General features: G+C 59.5%; 15 protein-coding genes. 5 read left to right on the forward strand and 10 right to left on the reverse strand.

All coding sequences use genetic code 11. The features are described from left to right. Positions 1 to 32 precede the first annotated feature (32 nt). Positions 33 to 1073, reverse strand: a complete 1041-nt coding sequence (locus HMPREF3143_RS06285) for an NADP-dependent oxidoreductase (protein WP_025910883.1) — start codon at positions 1071 to 1073, stop codon at positions 33 to 35. Positions 1074 to 1138: 65 nt separating this feature from the next. Then, the gene (locus HMPREF3143_RS06290) at positions 1139 to 1714 is read right to left on the reverse strand and encodes a helix-turn-helix domain-containing protein (protein WP_047745560.1); all 576 of its coding nucleotides are present in this window, start codon (positions 1712 to 1714) and stop codon (positions 1139 to 1141) included. A gap of 148 nt (positions 1715 to 1862) precedes the next feature. On the opposite strand from HMPREF3143_RS06290, the gene HMPREF3143_RS06295 reads away from it, so the two are divergent. Together HMPREF3143_RS06295 and HMPREF3143_RS06300 are read left to right on the forward strand one after the other, a co-directional pair. Further along, positions 1863 to 2381, forward strand: coding sequence for a GNAT family N-acetyltransferase (locus tag HMPREF3143_RS06295; RefSeq protein WP_023292298.1), 519 nt, complete (start codon positions 1863 to 1865; stop codon positions 2379 to 2381). Then, the gene (locus HMPREF3143_RS06300) at positions 2378 to 2827 is read left to right on the forward strand and encodes a DMT family transporter (RefSeq protein WP_023292297.1); all 450 of its coding nucleotides are present in this window, start codon (positions 2378 to 2380) and stop codon (positions 2825 to 2827) included. The genes HMPREF3143_RS06295 and HMPREF3143_RS06300 overlap by 4 nt, the downstream gene beginning before the upstream one ends. 3 nt (positions 2828 to 2830) lie before the next feature. Here the strand turns inward: HMPREF3143_RS06300 and HMPREF3143_RS06305 are convergent, their stop codons facing one another. Beyond that, the gene (locus HMPREF3143_RS06305) at positions 2831 to 3064 is read right to left on the reverse strand and encodes a YdcY family protein (RefSeq protein ID WP_070532266.1); all 234 of its coding nucleotides are present in this window, start codon (positions 3062 to 3064) and stop codon (positions 2831 to 2833) included. A gap of 100 nt (positions 3065 to 3164) precedes the next feature. Beyond that, a complete protein-coding gene (locus HMPREF3143_RS06310; RefSeq protein WP_070532268.1) occupies positions 3165 to 4763 on the reverse strand; it encodes an ABC transporter substrate-binding protein in 1599 nt (532 codons plus the stop codon). Between the two features lie 283 nt (positions 4764 to 5046). Between HMPREF3143_RS06310 and HMPREF3143_RS06315 the strand changes: the two genes are divergently transcribed. Genes HMPREF3143_RS06315 through HMPREF3143_RS06325 form a run of 3 tightly spaced genes read left to right on the forward strand, consistent with a single transcriptional unit; the run spans position 5047 to position 11556 of the window. Beyond that, positions 5047 to 6396 (forward strand): SrfA family protein, encoded by a 1350-nt coding sequence (locus HMPREF3143_RS06315; protein WP_070532273.1) that lies wholly within the window; start codon positions 5047 to 5049, stop codon positions 6394 to 6396. A 4-nt stretch (positions 6397 to 6400) separates the two neighbouring features. Further along, positions 6401 to 9382: a virulence factor SrfB gene (locus HMPREF3143_RS06320; protein ID WP_070532276.1), complete on the forward strand. Its 2982-nt coding sequence runs from the start codon at positions 6401 to 6403 to the stop codon at positions 9380 to 9382. Continuing rightward, the gene (locus tag HMPREF3143_RS06325; protein ID WP_070532279.1) at positions 9379 to 11556 is read left to right on the forward strand and encodes a virulence factor SrfC family protein; all 2178 of its coding nucleotides are present in this window, start codon (positions 9379 to 9381) and stop codon (positions 11554 to 11556) included. Before HMPREF3143_RS06320 ends, HMPREF3143_RS06325 begins: the two co-directional genes overlap by 4 nt. Positions 11557 to 11626: 70 nt before the next feature. Here the strand turns inward: HMPREF3143_RS06325 and HMPREF3143_RS06330 are convergent, their stop codons facing one another. The 6 genes from HMPREF3143_RS06330 to HMPREF3143_RS06355 all read right to left on the reverse strand — a co-directional run bounded on the left by HMPREF3143_RS06330 (position 11627) and on the right by HMPREF3143_RS06355 (position 17029). After that, the gene (locus HMPREF3143_RS06330; RefSeq protein WP_070532281.1) at positions 11627 to 12382 is read right to left on the reverse strand and encodes an alpha/beta fold hydrolase; all 756 of its coding nucleotides are present in this window, start codon (positions 12380 to 12382) and stop codon (positions 11627 to 11629) included. An 86-nt stretch (positions 12383 to 12468) separates the two neighbouring features. Continuing rightward, a complete protein-coding gene (locus HMPREF3143_RS06335) occupies positions 12469 to 12642 on the reverse strand; it encodes a GhoT/OrtT family toxin (RefSeq protein ID WP_013096478.1) in 174 nt (57 codons plus the stop codon). A 182-nt stretch (positions 12643 to 12824) separates the two neighbouring features. Continuing rightward, positions 12825 to 14249, reverse strand: a complete 1425-nt coding sequence (gene patD, locus HMPREF3143_RS06340) for an aminobutyraldehyde dehydrogenase (protein ID WP_070532283.1) — start codon at positions 14247 to 14249, stop codon at positions 12825 to 12827. A gap of 24 nt (positions 14250 to 14273) precedes the next feature. Further along, complete coding sequence (locus HMPREF3143_RS06345; protein WP_023292290.1) at positions 14274 to 15080, reverse strand: ABC transporter permease; 807 nt, start codon at positions 15078 to 15080, stop codon at positions 14274 to 14276. Further along, positions 15070 to 16014, reverse strand: a complete 945-nt coding sequence (locus HMPREF3143_RS06350) for an ABC transporter permease (RefSeq protein ID WP_021240251.1) — start codon at positions 16012 to 16014, stop codon at positions 15070 to 15072. Before HMPREF3143_RS06350 ends, HMPREF3143_RS06345 begins: the two co-directional genes overlap by 11 nt. Before the next feature lies 1 nt (position 16015). Then, positions 16016 to 17029, reverse strand: coding sequence for an ABC transporter ATP-binding protein (locus HMPREF3143_RS06355; RefSeq protein WP_008501289.1), 1014 nt, complete (start codon positions 17027 to 17029; stop codon positions 16016 to 16018). Positions 17030 to 17033 lie beyond the last annotated feature (4 nt).

Genomic DNA, 17033 nt, shown 5'->3' on the forward strand with positions numbered 1-17033 from the left:
AAATATGGCGGGAAACCCCGCCATATTGCGCTTTATTTATTGTCACTCGCGACGCGAATCACGACTTTGCCGAAGTTTCGTCCTTCCAGCAGGCCAATGAGCGCCTCGGGGGCGTTTTCCAGCCCGTCCGTGACCTGTTCGCGATAGTGGATTTTTCCCTCCTGCACCCAGCGCCCCATCTCTTCCTGGAACTCATGGATGCGATGTCCATAGTCCTGGCCGATGATAAAGCCCTGCATCCGAATGCGTTTCTTGAGAAGGGTCGCCATCAGAAGCGGCAGGCGGTCCGGCCCGTCAGGCAAGCCCGTCGCGTTGTAGCCGCTCACCAGGCCACACACCGGCACGCGCGCGGAGGTGTTCAGCAGGGGCAGCACGGCGTCAAACACTTTCCCGCCGACGTTTTCATAGTAGACATCAATGCCGTTCGGGCAGGCCTGCTTGAGCTGGTCGGCAAAATCCGCGGCGTGGTGATCCAGACACAGGTCAAACCCGAGCACCTCAACGGCATGGCGGCATTTCTCTGCGCCACCGGCGACGCCGACCACCCGGCAACCTTTGATTTTGCCGATCTGCCCAACCGTCGCGCCAACCGGGCCGGTCGCCGCCGCCACCACCAGCGTTTCACCCGCTTTCGGTTGCCCGATATCCAGCAGCCCCATATAGGCGGTAAAGCCCGGCATACCCAGTACGCCCAGCGACCAGGAAGGATGAGACGGATTTTCGCCCAGCTTCACCAGGCCGCTGCCGTCCGAGAGTTCATACTCCTGCCAGCCGCTGTAGCCCAGCACCCATTCACCGGCTTTGAAGTCGGGATGGTTTGACTGCTCAACGCGGCTGACCGTTCCCCCCACCATCACCGCACCGAGCTCAACCGGCGGTGAATAGGATGGCGCGTCGCTCATGCGACCCCGCATATAAGGATCCAGCGACAGCCAGACGGTACGAAGCAGAAGCTGCCCCGCACCCGGTTCCGGAACAGGCTGCGTTTCCAGACGAAAATTTTCCGCGACCGGTGCGCCCTGTGGACGAGAGGCCAGCACCCAGCGGCGGTTATGCGAAACAGAGTGATTCATCAGGATCTCCTTCTGGTACAAATGTCATTACAGCCTGGCTTACGTTCGGCGTTATCGCATTAGCATTACGAGCCAGACTGGTTAAGCCGTACAACCAGATAGATGCAGGTTTCGTTCGTCTCGTTGATGAACCGGCAGTCATTAGGCGGCCCCAGCTCAAGACAGTCTCCGGCTTGCATTTCGTGGCGCGTATCGCCCTCCTGAAACACCAGCTCACCGGACTGCAGCCAGATAAGCTGACGCGCCAGCGCGTAAGAAGAGGCCGGCATCGGAACATCGCTGCCCGCAGGCAGTTCAACCTGAACAAGGTCGATGGGCAGATCGGTACGGGGGGAAACATGGCGGCGAAGGTAGTGCGTCTGCGGGTCGCGCCAGACGGGCTGATTTGCCAGGCGCAGCAGCTTGCCCTCCTGCATTTCGGCCCGGGCAATGAGCGTTGACATGCTGATGCCAAACGCCCCCGACAGGCGGGCAAGCAAGGTGGCTGTCGGGCTACTGTCCCCGCGCTCGATTTTATGGATCATGGCGCGGGAGACGCCTGCCCGGTCCGCCAGCTCGCTCAGGGACCACCCGCGAGACTCGCGTTCAAGGCGAATTCTTGCGCTAATCCGTTGATTCATTGTGTCTGTTATGGTGTTCATGACGTCATACTATAGTGTATGAACGGCAATTCAATGGGCTTTTGATAACAAAAAAATATGGCTTATGCCGTAGCGATCGGGCGATACAGTTGTGTAATATCGTAGCGATAACGTAATACTATAGTGAACAACACACAGAGGCTTCATCATGATTGTTCGTCATGCCTGCAAAGAAGACTGCGCTGCGATAGGCGAGATTTACAACCACGCGGTGCTGCACACTGCCGCGATCTGGAACGATAAAACCGTCGATACCGATAACCGAATCGCCTGGTTTGAAGCGCGCTCGCTTGCGGGCTACCCGGTTCTGGTGAGCGAGGAAGACGGCGTAATCACCGGCTACGCCTCTTTCGGCGACTGGCGCGCCTTTGACGGCTTCCGTCATACGGTTGAGCACTCGGTCTACGTCCACCCGGCCCATCAGGGCAAAGGGATTGGCCGCACGCTGATGAAGGCGCTGATTAACGAGGCCCGCGCCATCGGGAAACACGTGATGGTGGCCGGGATTGAAGCGCAAAACCATGCCTCGATTCATCTCCATGAAACGCTCGGCTTTGTGACGACCGGACAAATGCCGCAGGTGGGAACCAAGTTTGGCCGCTGGCTGGACTTAACCTTTATGCAGCTGCAGCTGGACGAGCGCAGCGACCCGGACGCGATCCCATGAATCAGTCACTGACGCTGGCGTTTCTGGTGGCGGCGGGCATTGGCCTGGTGGTGCAAAACACCCTGATGGTGCGTATCACCCAGTCCTCCTCCACCATTCTTATCGCGATGCTGCTGAATTCGCTGGTCGGCATCGTGCTGTTTGTCAGCATTCTGCTGCTGAAACAGGGCGTCGCCGGGTTCAGCGAGCTCGCCGCAACGGTGCGCTGGTGGACGCTTATCCCGGGGCTGCTGGGGTCGTTTTTTGTGTTTGCCAGCATCAGCGGCTATCAGAACGTTGGCGCGGCGACGACCATCGCCGTACTGGTGGCAAGCCAGCTGATTGGCGGGCTGGTACTGGACGTGCTGAGGAGCCAGGGCATCCCGCTGCGCGCCCTGATCGGCCCGGTGTGCGGCGCGGTGATGCTGGTGGTCGGGGCCTGGCTGGTGGCGCGACGCCAGTTTTGATGGTTACAGTATGGTGCCGCCTTTCGTCAGCTGTTCCTCCCGCGCGTCCATCTCCTCTTTATGCTGCATACCGTGGTGCGAAATCGTGGTGCGCAGACGCTGCTGCTGAGTGTAGCGATCTTCACGGCTCAGCTCCGCATCATCGCTTAATTCGATCAGCAGTTCGTTCATGTGGGTAATCACGCTCTCTTCGATAGCGGCATCGACGCGGGCGATAACTTCGTTTAAATGTGACATTGTCACTCCTCGTTATGTGCCCGGTGGCGCTACGCTTACCGGGCCTACAGGTGCCAAATGTAGGCCGGGTAAGGCGGAGCCGCCACCCGGCTAAAAAGGCTTAGTTCAGCTTCGCTTTTGAGAAATCGCTGCCCATCAGGCTTACGCTGTACCCGCTCACGTTGCTGCGGGTCGCGTAGAACGTTTTCCCGTTTGCGAGCGCAATCCACGGTGCCTGCTGATAGAAAATCTCCTGCGCCTGGCCATAGAGCTTCGCGCGCTCGGCCGGGCTGCTGGTCAGCTTCGCTTTTTGTACCAGGGCATCATACCCCTTATCGCACCAGCGCGCGGCGTTTGAGCCGGTTTTAATGCTGTTGCAGCCGAGCAGTACATCGGCAAAGTTGTCCGGGTCGCCGTTGTCGGACATCCAGCCAAACAGCGCGGAGTCATGCTCGCCTTTACGCATTCCGGAGAGATATTCGCCCCACTCGTAAGAGACAATTTTGGCTTTAACGCCGACTTTCGCCCAGTCGCTCTGGATCATCTCCGCGATACGACGCGAATTCGGGTTATACGGACGCTGCACCGGCATTGACCACAGCGTGACTTCCGCGCCCTTCTCCAGACCCGCCTGCTTCAGCAGGGCTTTCGCTTTTTCAGGATCGTAGCTGTAGTCCTTCAGGTCTTTATTGAAGCCCAGCATATTTGGCGGGATCGGCGATTTTGCCACCGTGCCCGATCCCATAAAGACCGCATTAACGATGGCCTTCTTGTCGGTCGCGTAGTTGAGCGCCTGCCGCACCAGCACGTTATCAAACGGTTTTTTCTCGGTGTTAAACGCCAGATAACCGACGTTCAGCGCATCGACGGCGTGCAGCGTCAGGTCTTTGTTGTTCTTGATGGCGTCAAACTGTACCGGGGATGGCGCAGGAATAATCTGGCACTCGTTGGTCTGCAGCTTCGCCAGGCGGGTTTCCACGTTTGGCGTAATGGAGAAGATGAGATGCTTCGTTGGCACCTCGCCCTCCCAGTAGTTCGGGTGCGCGACGTAGCGGATCAGCGAATCCACTTTATACTGCTGCAGCACGTATGGCCCGGTACCAATCGGCCAGGTGTCCACGTTTTCAGGCGTGCCTTTTTTCAGCATCGCGTCGGCGTATTCCGCGGAGAGAATCGAGGCGAAATCCATCCCCCAGTCGGCCAGAAACGCGGCGTTGGGTTCGCTGAGGGTGAACTGGACGTGATAATCATCGACCTTTTTCACGTCCTGGATCAGCTTATCGAGACCCACATCGTTAAAGTATTCGTAGTTGCCCTGCGACACGTTGTGGTACGGGTGTTTAGGGTCTTTCTGGCGCATGACCGAGAAAATAACGTCATCGGCATTAAAGTCGCGCGTCGGTTTGAAGTATTTGTTGCTGTTGAACTTCACCCCTTTACGCAGGGTAAAGGTATAGGTCTTGCCGTCCGGGGAGATTGTCCAGGACTCCGCCAGCGACGGCACCGGAGTATTTTTCACCGGGTCGAAATTGATCAGGCGGTTATAGAGCACCTGAGAGCTGGCCACAAAAGACGGGCCAGAGCTGGCGATTTGTGGGTTGAAGGACTCGGGGGAGGCTTCTGAACAGTAAATAAGGGTGTCGTTGTTTGCCGCCCATGCGGCACCGGCTGGTAACAGCGCGCTCAGCGCAAGGGCGAGCAGTGTTTTCCCTGTAGACATGGTTATAACCCTGACAGTTTTATTATATAGGACAGTAATAACAGCACAGGCGTTTTGACCTGGCAAATAACGAAACACTATCAGGTTATTCTAAAGCCGCGGTTTTTGCTGTTTTAACCGCCAGCGCCCAGAAAGACGATTTGTCTTAAGTGCCATTATTCGTCAAGCACAACCGTCACTTTCTATGCCGCAAGAAATCGGCGCTTTTAGCGTCTCTTCCTCCGTTTGGTTGCGTCCTCGGTTCGTTAAAGTAATGGTGTGAAGAAGTATATGGGATCAAATCGTGGCAAAAACTCTTTTACGCAGCGGTAATCTGGATGATTTTCAGGCCGTTGGCGGCGGCGGACAAGCCGTTTTCGAATCAGCGTTGCAAATCCGGGAAGCGCTCCGGTTGCGCAAACAACAGGCCATCGTCGACTGTCTGGCGATTCCTCAGGTCAACGACAGCGGCGACCGCGTGGACTGGTATTCCCCGGTTGAAGGGAGCATAACCAGCTGGAAAGCGGCCGATGAAGATGATCGCTATCGCGCCCTGCGCTATCTGGAAAACACGCTCGCCAGCGTCGAGTCATTAAGCAAGAAATGCCTGCAGTCGCCCAAAACCGCGCAACAGCTCTTTGGCTCTCTGCTGTCGAAGGCATTTCAGTTCCCGGGCGAAAACTTCCTCTTCCTGGTGGACGGAAAGCCGGTCATCAGCTTCTGGGGATTTGTAAACCTCAACGAGAACGCGCGCGACGATGTCCTCGACTGCCTGCGTGAATCGCTGATCCCTGAGCCAGCCCCCGTTGTGATTGACGATCCTGAACCCGAGCCTGAGCCAGAGCCGGTGATGACCTTTGAGCACGCTGACGAGCCGCTGATCGCCCCATCCACGGTGGTGCGTATTACGCCGGAGGAGCTGTATGAGCCCGAACCGGCCCCCGTCGTTGCGCAACCAGTCCAGGAACCTGTTCCGGCGAACATCGTGAAAAAGCGCCGCGTTCCCCTGTGGACCCTGCCGGTTGCCGCCGTGATCGTCGCCGCCGTTGCCGCCCCGCTGCTGTGGCCGAAACAGTCGCCTTCCGCTGAGCCCGAACCGGCACCCGCACCTGAACCCGTGGAGATTGCGCCAAAGCCGATCAAGGCGGTTGAACCGCTGGCGATGAAGTTACCGCTGCATCAGGCAGAGGTCGTGGCCAGCAAAGAAAAAGAAGCGGCTCCGGCTGAAGCTGCGCCACAACCCGCTCCGGTGGTGATTGTCGCCATTCCGAAAGACGCCATGGTGATGGAAGCGAATCAGGTAAAAGCGGGATCGACGCGCTTCCTGAACGGCACCTGGCGCGCCATCCTCGACGTGAAGGATCCGGTGACCGGCAAGCCGCCGTCGCTGCGCTATCAGATCCAGAACAACAAAGGTTTCGCCCGCGTTGTCCATGGCGACAACATTGTCTGCCGCGCGGAGGTCTTCTCCGGGCTGCACAGCAATGGCGAACTGATGATCAAGAGTCGCGGTACTGCCCGCTGCACCGACGGTTCCCGCTACCCGATGCCGGAAGTGGCCTGTAAAGCAGGCACCAGCGATATCGCAGTATGTCGCGCCCGTTATGATGCCAATACCGTCGTCCCACTGACGTTCAAGAAAGCAGGTGCCTGATCCTATGCTGGTAAATCTTTGCGACTATAAACAAAGCGTCACGCTTATTGCCAACAGCGGCGTGCAGTTCCTCGATTTCGGTCTGACGCCGCAGGACTCCGCCAGCAACGGGCGCTTCGTACGTAAAACCGCGAACGGACCGCTGTTGCGCCTCGATTTCGACCTGGTCAACGGTCGCTATACCCTGCCCGGCATGAACGGCGGCCAGCCTGAAGTGGTCAAGCCGGAAACCACTATTCCGCTGCATCAATCGCTGACGGTACTGGATGGCGTCTGGCTTCCGGTTCCTTTCCTGCGCTTCAACCCGCCGCGGACGTTTGTGGAAGGGCCGGATAACTGGGCGCGCGTTCAGGTGCGCAAGCTTGAGACCCCCGACACGGCAGGCAATACCCACCGCGTGACCCTCGCGCTTGACAGCCAGATTGCCGACCATGCCACGTCCGCGCTCTCCCCGGTGGAAAACGATATTCTGAACGGCACCCGCTTCGCGCTGGCCTGGCGCGATAGCGAGGTAGAAAGTTTCCTCGATCAGACCTGGATTGACGGCTGGCTGCGCGAGGCGTTTACCCAGTATGCCGACGGCGTTGAGAACCGCTCTGAACGCGACCTGCAGCAGGCGATGCGCAGCTTTGAGTATCAGGCCCACTGGCTCAACCTGCTGACCATGCTCGGTGAACAGCTCACCGTGCCGGAGGTGAAATTTGTCACCCATACGCTCAGCACGCCTGCCATTCCGGTCGACCTGATCCTCGACGTGGGCAATACCCACACCTGCGGCGTCATTATTGAAGACCACGGCGATGCCAACGATGGGCTGCGCCAGACCGCCGAGCTGCAGGTCCGCTCGCTCAGCGAGCCGCAGTTCCTGAACGAACCGCTGTTCACCAGCCGTCTCGAGTTTTCGGAAGCGCGTTTTGGCAAGCAGCACTTCTCGGTGGAAAGCGGTCGCGAAGATGCCTTCGTCTGGCCGTCGATTGTCCGCGTCGGTGATGAAGCCCGCAAGCTGGCGATGCAGCGTCTGGGCGCCGAGGGCAACAGCGGTATCTCCAGCCCGCGTCGCTACCTGTGGGATGAAACCCCGGTCGTGCAGGACTGGCGCTTTAGCCAGATGAACAGCAAGACCCAGCGTGAACCGCTTGCCACCGCGTTCCCGCTGATGAACCTGATGAACGATGACGGCGAGCCGCTCTTCACGCTGCCGCAGGACGAGCGCCTGCCGGTCTTCTCGCCGCAATACAGCCGCAGCACCCTGATGACCCATATGCTGTGCGAGCTGCTGGCACAGGCGCTGGGGCAGATCAACAGCGTCGCCACGCGCCTGCGCCTGGGCTTCCCTGCCTCGCCGCGCCAGTTGCGCACGCTGATCCTGACGCTGCCCTCCGCCATGCCAAAGCAGGAGCGCGAGATCTTCCGACGCCGCATGTTTGAAGCCATCGCCATTGTCTGGAAAGCGATGGGCTGGCACCCGCAGGATGAGGATTTTGTCACCCGCAAACAGCAGGAAAAAAGCGTGGTGCCGGTACCGGAAATCCAGATGGAGTGGGATGAAGCCAGCTGCGGTCAACTGGTCTGGCTGTATAACGAAGCCATCTCCCGCTTTGGCGGCCAGACCGAGGCCTTCTTCGCCTCCCTTGCCCGTCCGGACCGTGAGCCTGAGCCGGGCAGCCAGCCGGGACGCGCGCTGCGCGTCGCGTCCATCGACATCGGCGGCGGCACAACGGATATGGCGATCACCCATTACCAACTGGACGACGGCTCCGGCAATAACGTCAAAATCACCCCGCAGCTGCTGTTCCGGGAAGGGTTTAAGGTCGCGGGCGACGATACGCTTCTGGACGTGATTCAGCGCTACGTATTGCCCGCCCTGCAAACGCAGCTGCAAAAATCCGGTATCGCAGACGCCTCGCTGCTGATGGCTTCACTGTTCGGCGACTCCGGGCGCATTGATACCCAGGCCGTACTGCGCCAGCAGACGGCGCTGCAGCTGTTTATGCCGCTTGGCCATGCGATTCTTGCCGGGTGGGAGTCCAGCGACGTTGACGATCCGCTGGCTGGTCTGCACGCCACCTTTGGCGATCTCCTGCCGCAGAAGCCGACCCGCAACGTGATGAACTATCTGCAGCAGGCGATCGACCATGCCCTGCCTGCGGGTTCTGACGCTTTTGACCTCTTCGCCGTGCCGCTGCACGTCAATTTTCGCGAAATGCAGGATGCGATGCTGGCCGGGCAGTTTACGCTGGCCTCCCCGCTCCACGCGGTGTGTGAGGCGATCTCCCATTATAGCTGCGACATTCTGCTGATCACCGGACGCCCGGGCTGCCTGCCTGGGGTTCAGGCGCTCATTCGCCACCTGCAGCCGGTGCCGGTCAACCGCATCGTCTGGCTGGATAAATACCAGGTGCATGAGTGGTATCCGTTCAGCCAGCAGGGACGCATTGGCAACCCGAAATCGACCGCTGCCGTGGGGGCCATGCTCTGCAGCCTGGCGCTTGACCTGCGTCTGCCGCGCTTCAACTTTAAAGCCGCGGACATTGGCGCGTATTCCACCGTGCGCTATCTGGGCGTGCTGGATAACACCGTCAATACCCTGCGCGAGGAAAACGTCTGGTATCAGGATATCGATCTCGATAAACCCGGCGCGAAGCTTGACGCGCGTCTGCACTTCCCGCTGCGCGGTAACGTCACCCTCGGCTTCCGCCAGCTGGCGAACGCGCGCTGGCCTGCCACGCCGCTCTACACGCTCAGCATTAACTCGGCCGAACTGGCAAAAGCGATTGCCGGCGACGGCGTGCTGAACGTGCGACTCAAACTCTGCGGCGGCAGCAAGCAGGAAGGCCCGGAGGCCTTCGAGCTGAGCGATGCCTGGCTGCAGGACGGCACGCCGGTGGCGCCTGACGCCTTAACCTTCAAACTGAATACCCTGGCCGACCGCCGACACAGCGGCAGCCACTACTGGATCGACAGCGGGAGCGTATACCTGAAATGACAGCGACGACCACCACCACTCAGGCCTTAATCGGGTGGATCAACGAGACGCGCCTGAACGCCCCCGTGCTGGATAACGATGCCGACGCCCTGCTTGCCCGCATCAACGCGGCGCAGGCGCGCGAGCAGGCCATTGAACGCGCCATGACCCGCCAGAGCAGCATCGGTCTTTACGGCCATTCGCAGAGCGCGAAAGCGCACCTGCTGTTGTCGCTGTGCGGCAGCGGCAATGGACGCCTGAACGTGACGCCAGGCCAGCGCACCTTTGACTATTTTTCGCATATCAATCCGGGACATGCCCTGACCAACATGGCCGTCCGCTTCACCCGGGAAACCCCGGAAGCGCTTGACGAAGCGTTTCCGCTGCGCCTGAGCCTGGTCACCGAGGCCGAGCTGGTGCAGCTGTTTATTGCCCGCACGACGCTGCACCCGCAGATGCGCGCGGTGGATAAGGCGGTCATCGAGACCCGCCTGGAGAAATGGCGCGGCCTGCGCCAGCCGCAGAGCGTGCCCGGCATCACGGCGCAGGACGTGGGGGCGATTGCCCGCTTCTGGCAGAGCACGGTACCCGCCGCGAAACAGCAAATTGATGATGCCCTGTGGCACGAGTTCGCCCAACTGGTGCCTTCGCTCGATCTCAGCACCCGCGCCAGCGTGTGGTCGCTGCTGTGGGGCGAGCAGCAGGAACTGACCCAGCAGTGGTTAAATCTGGCCCATGTGCTGCACCAGACCAGCCATGCCAGCGAGATTGCGGCCCCCCTTAGCCTGCTGGTGGACAGCTTCGGGCTGCCTGGCGAAGGGTTCCTGACGCACGACGGCTCGGTAGCGCTGCAGAATACGCAAGAGACGCTTCTCCATCCGCTGAACAACGGTGAGATGCTGAACGCCATCAGCCTCCCCGTCGATGTGCTGGCCTTCCTGACCCGTGAACTGGTGCTTCCGGTTGAGAACGGCGCGCTGGATAATGTCGATATCATTGATATCCCGGTGTTTGAAGACCGCCATGCCGATCCGCTACGCCAGGCAAAATCCCAGTGGCTGCTTGAGCACTACCGTCAACAGCTCCAGCCGGATGTGCTGGTCATCTGCAACGCGACGGCGCAGCACGAACAGACGGCCAAAAAAGCAAAAGTGTTAATGAACTGGGTCAGGGAGACGCAGCCTGCGGAAGAGTCTGCCCTGCCGGGTCTGGTATGGGCGATCACCCCGCACGACGCGCGCTTTACCACCCGGCAGAATCTCGATGAAGCCGTACAGCATCTGCTCGGGAAGCCCGGCCTGCGCTGGGGCACGCTGCAGGCTCTGGACAGCCACAGCATGCAGCGCGTCATTGAGTGGCTGTCTCAGGCCACGCTGCCCGCGCAGCGACAGAAGCGTCTCGGCACGCTCAAAAACGCGCTGCGTCTGGAGCTCTCGGCGATGATGCAAAGCTACCTGGCACCGCTGGTTGAGGAGCCAGGTATCCGACGTGCTCAGGCAGAAAACATGGTGCGCACGCTGCAAAGCAGCGCCGCCCGCCACGGCGAGCTGCTTGAAGGCCTGCTGCCGCCGCTGAAGGCCTTTGAAACACTGTTGGCCGTTCAGCAGCCGCGCGAGGAGCAGGTTAACGGGCTATTTACGGATACCATTGACCTGTTTGCCGAGAACGCCCAGGAAAGCGCCGGTCTGTACCAGACCAAAGACAAAGCGCGCCTGGCACACAAAGTCTGGATAAATCATCTGCGCCAGTGGAGCCGCAACGAGGCGACAGCCGCCCGTCTTGGGCTGGATCCTGCGGTGTTGCAGCAAATTGCGGATGTGCTGGTGGTCACCAGCTACCGGCTGGATCTGCCTCAGCAGCTGCAGCGAATTGTCGAAGCGGATAAGAGTAGCGCTGCGCAACTGCATGCCGTGATGGGCAATTTCGTTGGCTGGCTGGGTTACGACAAGACCCCCGTGGCGACGCGCCCGGCAAGCCGCATCCGCAAGGGGCAGGCCATCTTCGTCACCCCGGTGGTGAGCAGCGCCGAGCCCCGCCTGACGCGTCTGGGTGAACAGCCGGTCCATGCGGCTACCGCGTACGTTTACGACTGGCTGGTCGCGCTCTATAGCCGCGCGATCGAGAACATTGATTACCATCACCCGCATGATGTTCAGCCTGACGCTCGTCAGGCACTACGTGCTTTAATAATGTAGCCGCCTTCTTGCCGGGTGGCGCTGCGCTTACCCGGCCTACATTTCGCAACGATGATACATTGCACAATAATCACATCGTCATACACCCGGCTAAGGCCTGCGCCAGCGCAGAGGGGTTTTCCCACGACATAGAGTGCCCTGCCGCAGGGATAATTTTTACCTCAACGCCTTTCTGTTGCAGATTTTCCACATCGTCATCCGGCAGAGAGAGCTCGCCAAAAATCAACGTTACCGGGCAAGGAAGTGATAGAAACTGCGCTTCCCATTCCGGTTCAACGCCCGCCACCAGGCTGGATGCACCGCGCCAGACGGCATAAGCCGCATTGCTCTGCAGGCACCCTGCCCACGCCGTTTTTTCTGCGCTGAGCATGGCGTCATAACCCTGTTCCAGAAACTGTTGCTCGCTTTGCGCCGCGATTGACCGGCTGAACATCCCCCCACCCGCGTGAAAATTGGGTTCTGACACCATCAGCCCCTTCACGCGCGTAGCCAGCAGCCCCGCCGTTTCGATAGCAATACTGCCGCCCATGCTGTGGCCGTATAACCAGAAGGAATCCAGTTTAAGATGGTCAATCAGCTCCGCCACAACGTGCGCCTGGTCAGTGGTTTTATAGCTGTAGTGCTCAGGCTTATCGCTGTAGCCGCTGCCGGGCAAGTCGATGAGAATCGCTCTGCGCGCGCCAAACAGCGGGTCAAAAACGACGCGGGGATATTCATAGGAAGCGGCGCAGCCCAGCCCGTGAATGAACACCACGGGATCGCCGGAGCCGGGCAAGTCGTGCCAGCGTACGGTGCAACCGGCCTGCTGCGAGTAAAAACTGTTCATAAGCACTCCTTTTATGATGCACTGTGTATTTATACAGTTATCACATCAGGAATGCTATGTTCATCTTTTAAAACTGGAAGCGTGCTTCAGAAAAGCGAGACCAACAGCGCAACGGGAAAGCTCATTGGCCAGGTTGACCCCACCAGGAAAGCGCTCAGCAGGCGGATACGTTTGCGGTCTTTTGAGAGGAACCAGGTGATTAACGCGCAGATGGAAGCCATGATTGCGTAAAAAACCAACATCTTTTGATACAACGTCATTCTGTATACCAGAGCCGAAAAAATAACCGCACGCAATATGCGTCATATGTTGACACAGATCAAGTTTTTTCGTTACAGAATAACCACTTAAAAATTATGGCTAATAACAATTGAGTATCTTACGTAACACATCTGGCGGGCAAAGAGAACGCCTGACCGCGCAAGCGGCCAGGCTAAGCGGATCAGTGTTTGATCATGACATGCCGGACAACCGTATAATCCTCAAGCCCGTAGATCGACATATCTTTCCCGTAGCCCGATAATTTCATGCCGCCGTGCGGCATTTCGCTCACCAGCATAAAATGGGTATTCACCCAGGTGCAGCCGTACTGCAGGCGCGCGCTCAGGCGATGGGCGCGCCCCACGTCTTTGGTCCAGACCGATGACGCCAGGCCGTATTGTGAGTCGTTTGCCCAGGCCAGCACCTGCGCCTCGTCATCAAACTCGGTGACGCTCACCACCGGGCCAAATACCTCGCGCTGAACGATGGCGTCGTCCTGTTTTGCTCCCGCCAGCAGGGTTGGCTGGAAGTAGTAGCCCGCCCCCTCTTTTTTGCTCCCGCCGGTGACAACCCGGATATGGCCGAGCGCTTTCGCCTCATCGACGGCCTGGCAGACGCGTGACAGATGGGCGGCCGAGCTGAGCGGTCCCAGTTCGGTCGAGGTGTCTTCCGGCGCCCCCATTTTAAGGCTGGCGACTGCGGCACCCAGTTTTTCAACCAGTTGGGCATAAATTCCCTTCTGGGCATAAATGCGGCAGGCTGCCGTACAGTCCTGCCCGGCATTGTAAAAGCCAAACGTCCGCACGCCTTCAACCACCGCATCCAGGTCAGCATCATCAAACACGATCACCGGCGCTTTGCCGCCCAGCTCCATATGGGTGCGTTTAATCGAGGACGCCGTATGGCCGATGATATGTTCCCCGGTCGCGATCGAACCGGTCAGCGAAACCATGCGGACCTTCTCGTGCCCGGTGAGCGGGTCGCCGACCGTTTTCCCGCGACCAAACAGCACGTTCAGAACGCCCGCCGGGAAGATATCTTTTGCCAGCTCTGCCAGCTTCAGCGCGGTCAGGGGCGTGATCTCAGAGGGCTTTATCACCACGCAGTTCCCTGCCGCCAGCGCGGGGGCCAGCTTCCAGGCTGCCATCATCAGCGGGTAGTTCCACGGCGCGATAGAGGCCACCACGCCCACCGGATCGCGGCGAATCATCGACGTGTGACCGTCAAGGTACTCGCCCGCTGCCAGACTGTTCAGGCAGCGGGCGGCCCCGGCAAAGAAACGGAAAACGTCGACCACCGCAGGAATTTCATCCCCCAGCGCGCAGTGCAGCGGCTTGCCGCAGTTGAGGGACTCGAGCCGGGCAAACGCCTCACCGTGCGCTTCAATCGCATCCGCCAGCTTCAGCAGGCACTCGGCGCGGGTTTTCGGCGTCGTTTGTCCCCACGCCGCAAAAGCACGGTCAGCCGCCAGCACCGCCGCATCGACCTGGGCCGCTGACGCCTCAGCAATTTCCAGCAATACCTCTCCAGTGGCCGGGTTATAAACCGGCTGTTTTTCACCCTCTCCGGCAACCAGCTCACCGTTTATCAGCAGATGTTTTTGCATAGCATTTTCCTGTTGAAATCACTGTTATTTCCCGCTGCCAGCAATGTTTTCGCCGTCGCGGGTTAGCCACCAGGCTCCCAGAATGGGGATAGTTGTCACCAGCATCACCAGCAGAGCCACGACGTTGGTGACGGGCACGTCGCGCGGACGCCCGAGCTGGTTGAGCAACCACAGCGGTAACGTGCGCTCGTGTCCCGCCGTAAACGTTGTGACGATGATCTCGTCAAACGACAGGGCAAACGCCAGCATTCCCCCGGCCAGCAGCGCGGAACCCAGATTGGGCAGCACCACATAGCGGAAGGTTTGCCACCCGTCAGCCCCGAGATCCATTGACGCTTCCACCAGGCTCCAGGAGGTGCGTCTGAACCGGGCAATCACGTTGTTAAACACCACCACCACACAGAAGGTGGCGTGTCCGACCACGATGGTGAAAAACCCCGGCTCAAGATTGATCGTTTTGAAGGCCGTCAGCAGCGCCAGGCCGGTGATGATCCCCGGTAACGCAATCGGCAACAGCAGCAGCAGAGAGATCGCATTCTTGCCAAAAAACGCGCTTCGCCACAGCGCCGCTGCAGCAAGCGTGCCAAGCACAAGGGCAATAGCGGTAGAGAGCGCGGCAATCTGAAGTGACAACGTCACGGATTCGATGATATCGCCGCGCCCCGCCGCCACGCTAAACCACTTCAGCGTCAGCCCCTGCGGCGGAAAGCTGAAGGCGGCGTCTTCGGTGTTGAAGGCATAGGTCGCGATAATCAGCAGCGGGAAGTGCAGGAAGATGACGCCTCCCCATGCTGCCACTTTCAGGAACAGCGGTGCGCGTTCAGAGTGCATCGAATGCTCCCAGACGTTTCACGAACGCCAGATAAAGAGAAATCAGCACGATGGGAACCAGCGTGAACGCGGCGGCCATTGGCATATTGCCGATAGCGCCCTGCTGGGAGTAGACCATGTTACCGATGAAATAGCCCGGCGGGCCGACCAGCTGAGGAACGATGAAGTCCCCCAGCGTCAGGGAAAACGTGAAAATGGACCCCGCCGCAATGCCCGGAATGGCCAGCGGCAGAACGACATAGCGGAACGTCTGACGGGGACGCGCGCCGAGGTCGGCTGAGGCCTGCAGCAGCGAGGCCGGCAGGCGCTCCAGCGCCGCCTGGACGGGCAGGATCATAAACGGCAGCCAGATATAGACGAACACCAGAAACCGTCCCAGCCCGGAGGTGGACAAGGTGTTGCCGCCAATTGCCGGGAGCGTCAGGATTGATGTCAGAATCGGCTCCAGGCCGAGATGGCTGAGAAACCACTGGGCCACACCGTCCTTCGCCAGCAGCAGCGTCCAGGCGTAGGCTTTAACGATATAGCTCGCCCACATTGGCAGCATCACGGCGATATAGAAAAACGCTTTCCACTTGCCGCTGGTGTATCGCGCCATGTACCAGGCCATCGGGAACGCAAGGATGGCGCTGGCAATGGTCACCGCAATCGCCATCGTTAACGTGCGCAGGATGATGTCGTAGTTTGCCGGGTTGAAGAGCGCCTGAATGTTCGCCAGCGTGAGATCCGGCGTGACCGCCATGGTGAAATCGTCAAAGGTATAAAACCCCTGCCACAGCAGCGTCAGCAGCGATCCTAAATAGACGATGCCAAACCACATCAGCGGCGCAAGCAGAAGCAGGAACAGACCGAGCGACGGCTTTCGCCAGAACAGGGCCGTCACGCGGCTCAGACGGCCGCGCGGGGCGGGAGGATGCGCAACGCTCATATCCATTTCACCTCTCCTCGTGAAGGCGGATCATCGCATCGCGCGACCATGACGCCATGACCGCCTGCCCCGGCGCAATGCCGCTCAGCGGCGAGGCGTCACTGAAGTTAGCCTGGCTCACCAGCAGTTTGGCGCCATCGGCGAGCTTCAGCTCCAGACGCGTGGCAGCCCCCTGATACTGTACGGCCTGCACGACGCCCTGAACCTGAACGTCACCCTGTTCATTAAGGCGAATATGCTCCGGGCGCAGGGAAAAGGTGCCCTCCATGCCGCAAAGCGTCTGCGCAAGGCCCGCATCAAAAACGTTGGAGGTGCCGACAAAACCGGCGACAAACGGCGTGCGCGGACGCATGTAGAGATCGCGTGGGGTATCCACCTGCTCGATGCGCCCGTTATTGAACACCGCCACCCGGTCCGACATGGAAAGGGCCTCGCCCTGATCGTGGGTGACAAAAATAAAGGTGATGCCGAGTTCTTGCTGAAGTTTCTTCAGCTCGAACTGCATCTGTTCCCGCAGCTTGAGATCGAGTGCCCCTAAAGGCTCGTCCAGCAGCAGGACGCGCGGTTCATTCACCAGCGCGCGGGCGATGGCGACACGCTGACGCTGGCCGCCGGAAAGTTGCGAAGGTTTACGGGCGATGGCAAAACTCAGGCCCACTTTTTCCAGAGCATCGCGGGCCTGCGCATGGCGTTTTTTCTTGTCGACGCCTTTGACCATCAGCCCGTAGGCGACATTGTCGAGGATCGACATATGCGGGAACAGCGCATAGTCCTGAAACACGGTGTTCACGTCCCGCTCCCAGGGGGGCAGTTCGCTCGCCTCTTTGCCGAAGATGGAAATCGTCCCGCCTGACAGCTGTTCAAAACCGGCGATCAGACGCAGGCAGGTGGTTTTGCCGGAGCCCGAAGGCCCCAGCATGGAGAAAAACTCTCCGTCGCGGATCGCAATGGTGACCCCATCCACCGCCCGGACGTCGCCGTACAGACGGGAAACATTGTTAAACTCGACTGCGTACGTCATGTTC

Origin of the sequence: Enterobacter sp. HMSC16D10, from assembly GCF_001807145.1 — a bacterium.
Lineage (GTDB): Bacteria > Pseudomonadota > Gammaproteobacteria > Enterobacterales > Enterobacteriaceae > Enterobacter > Enterobacter roggenkampii.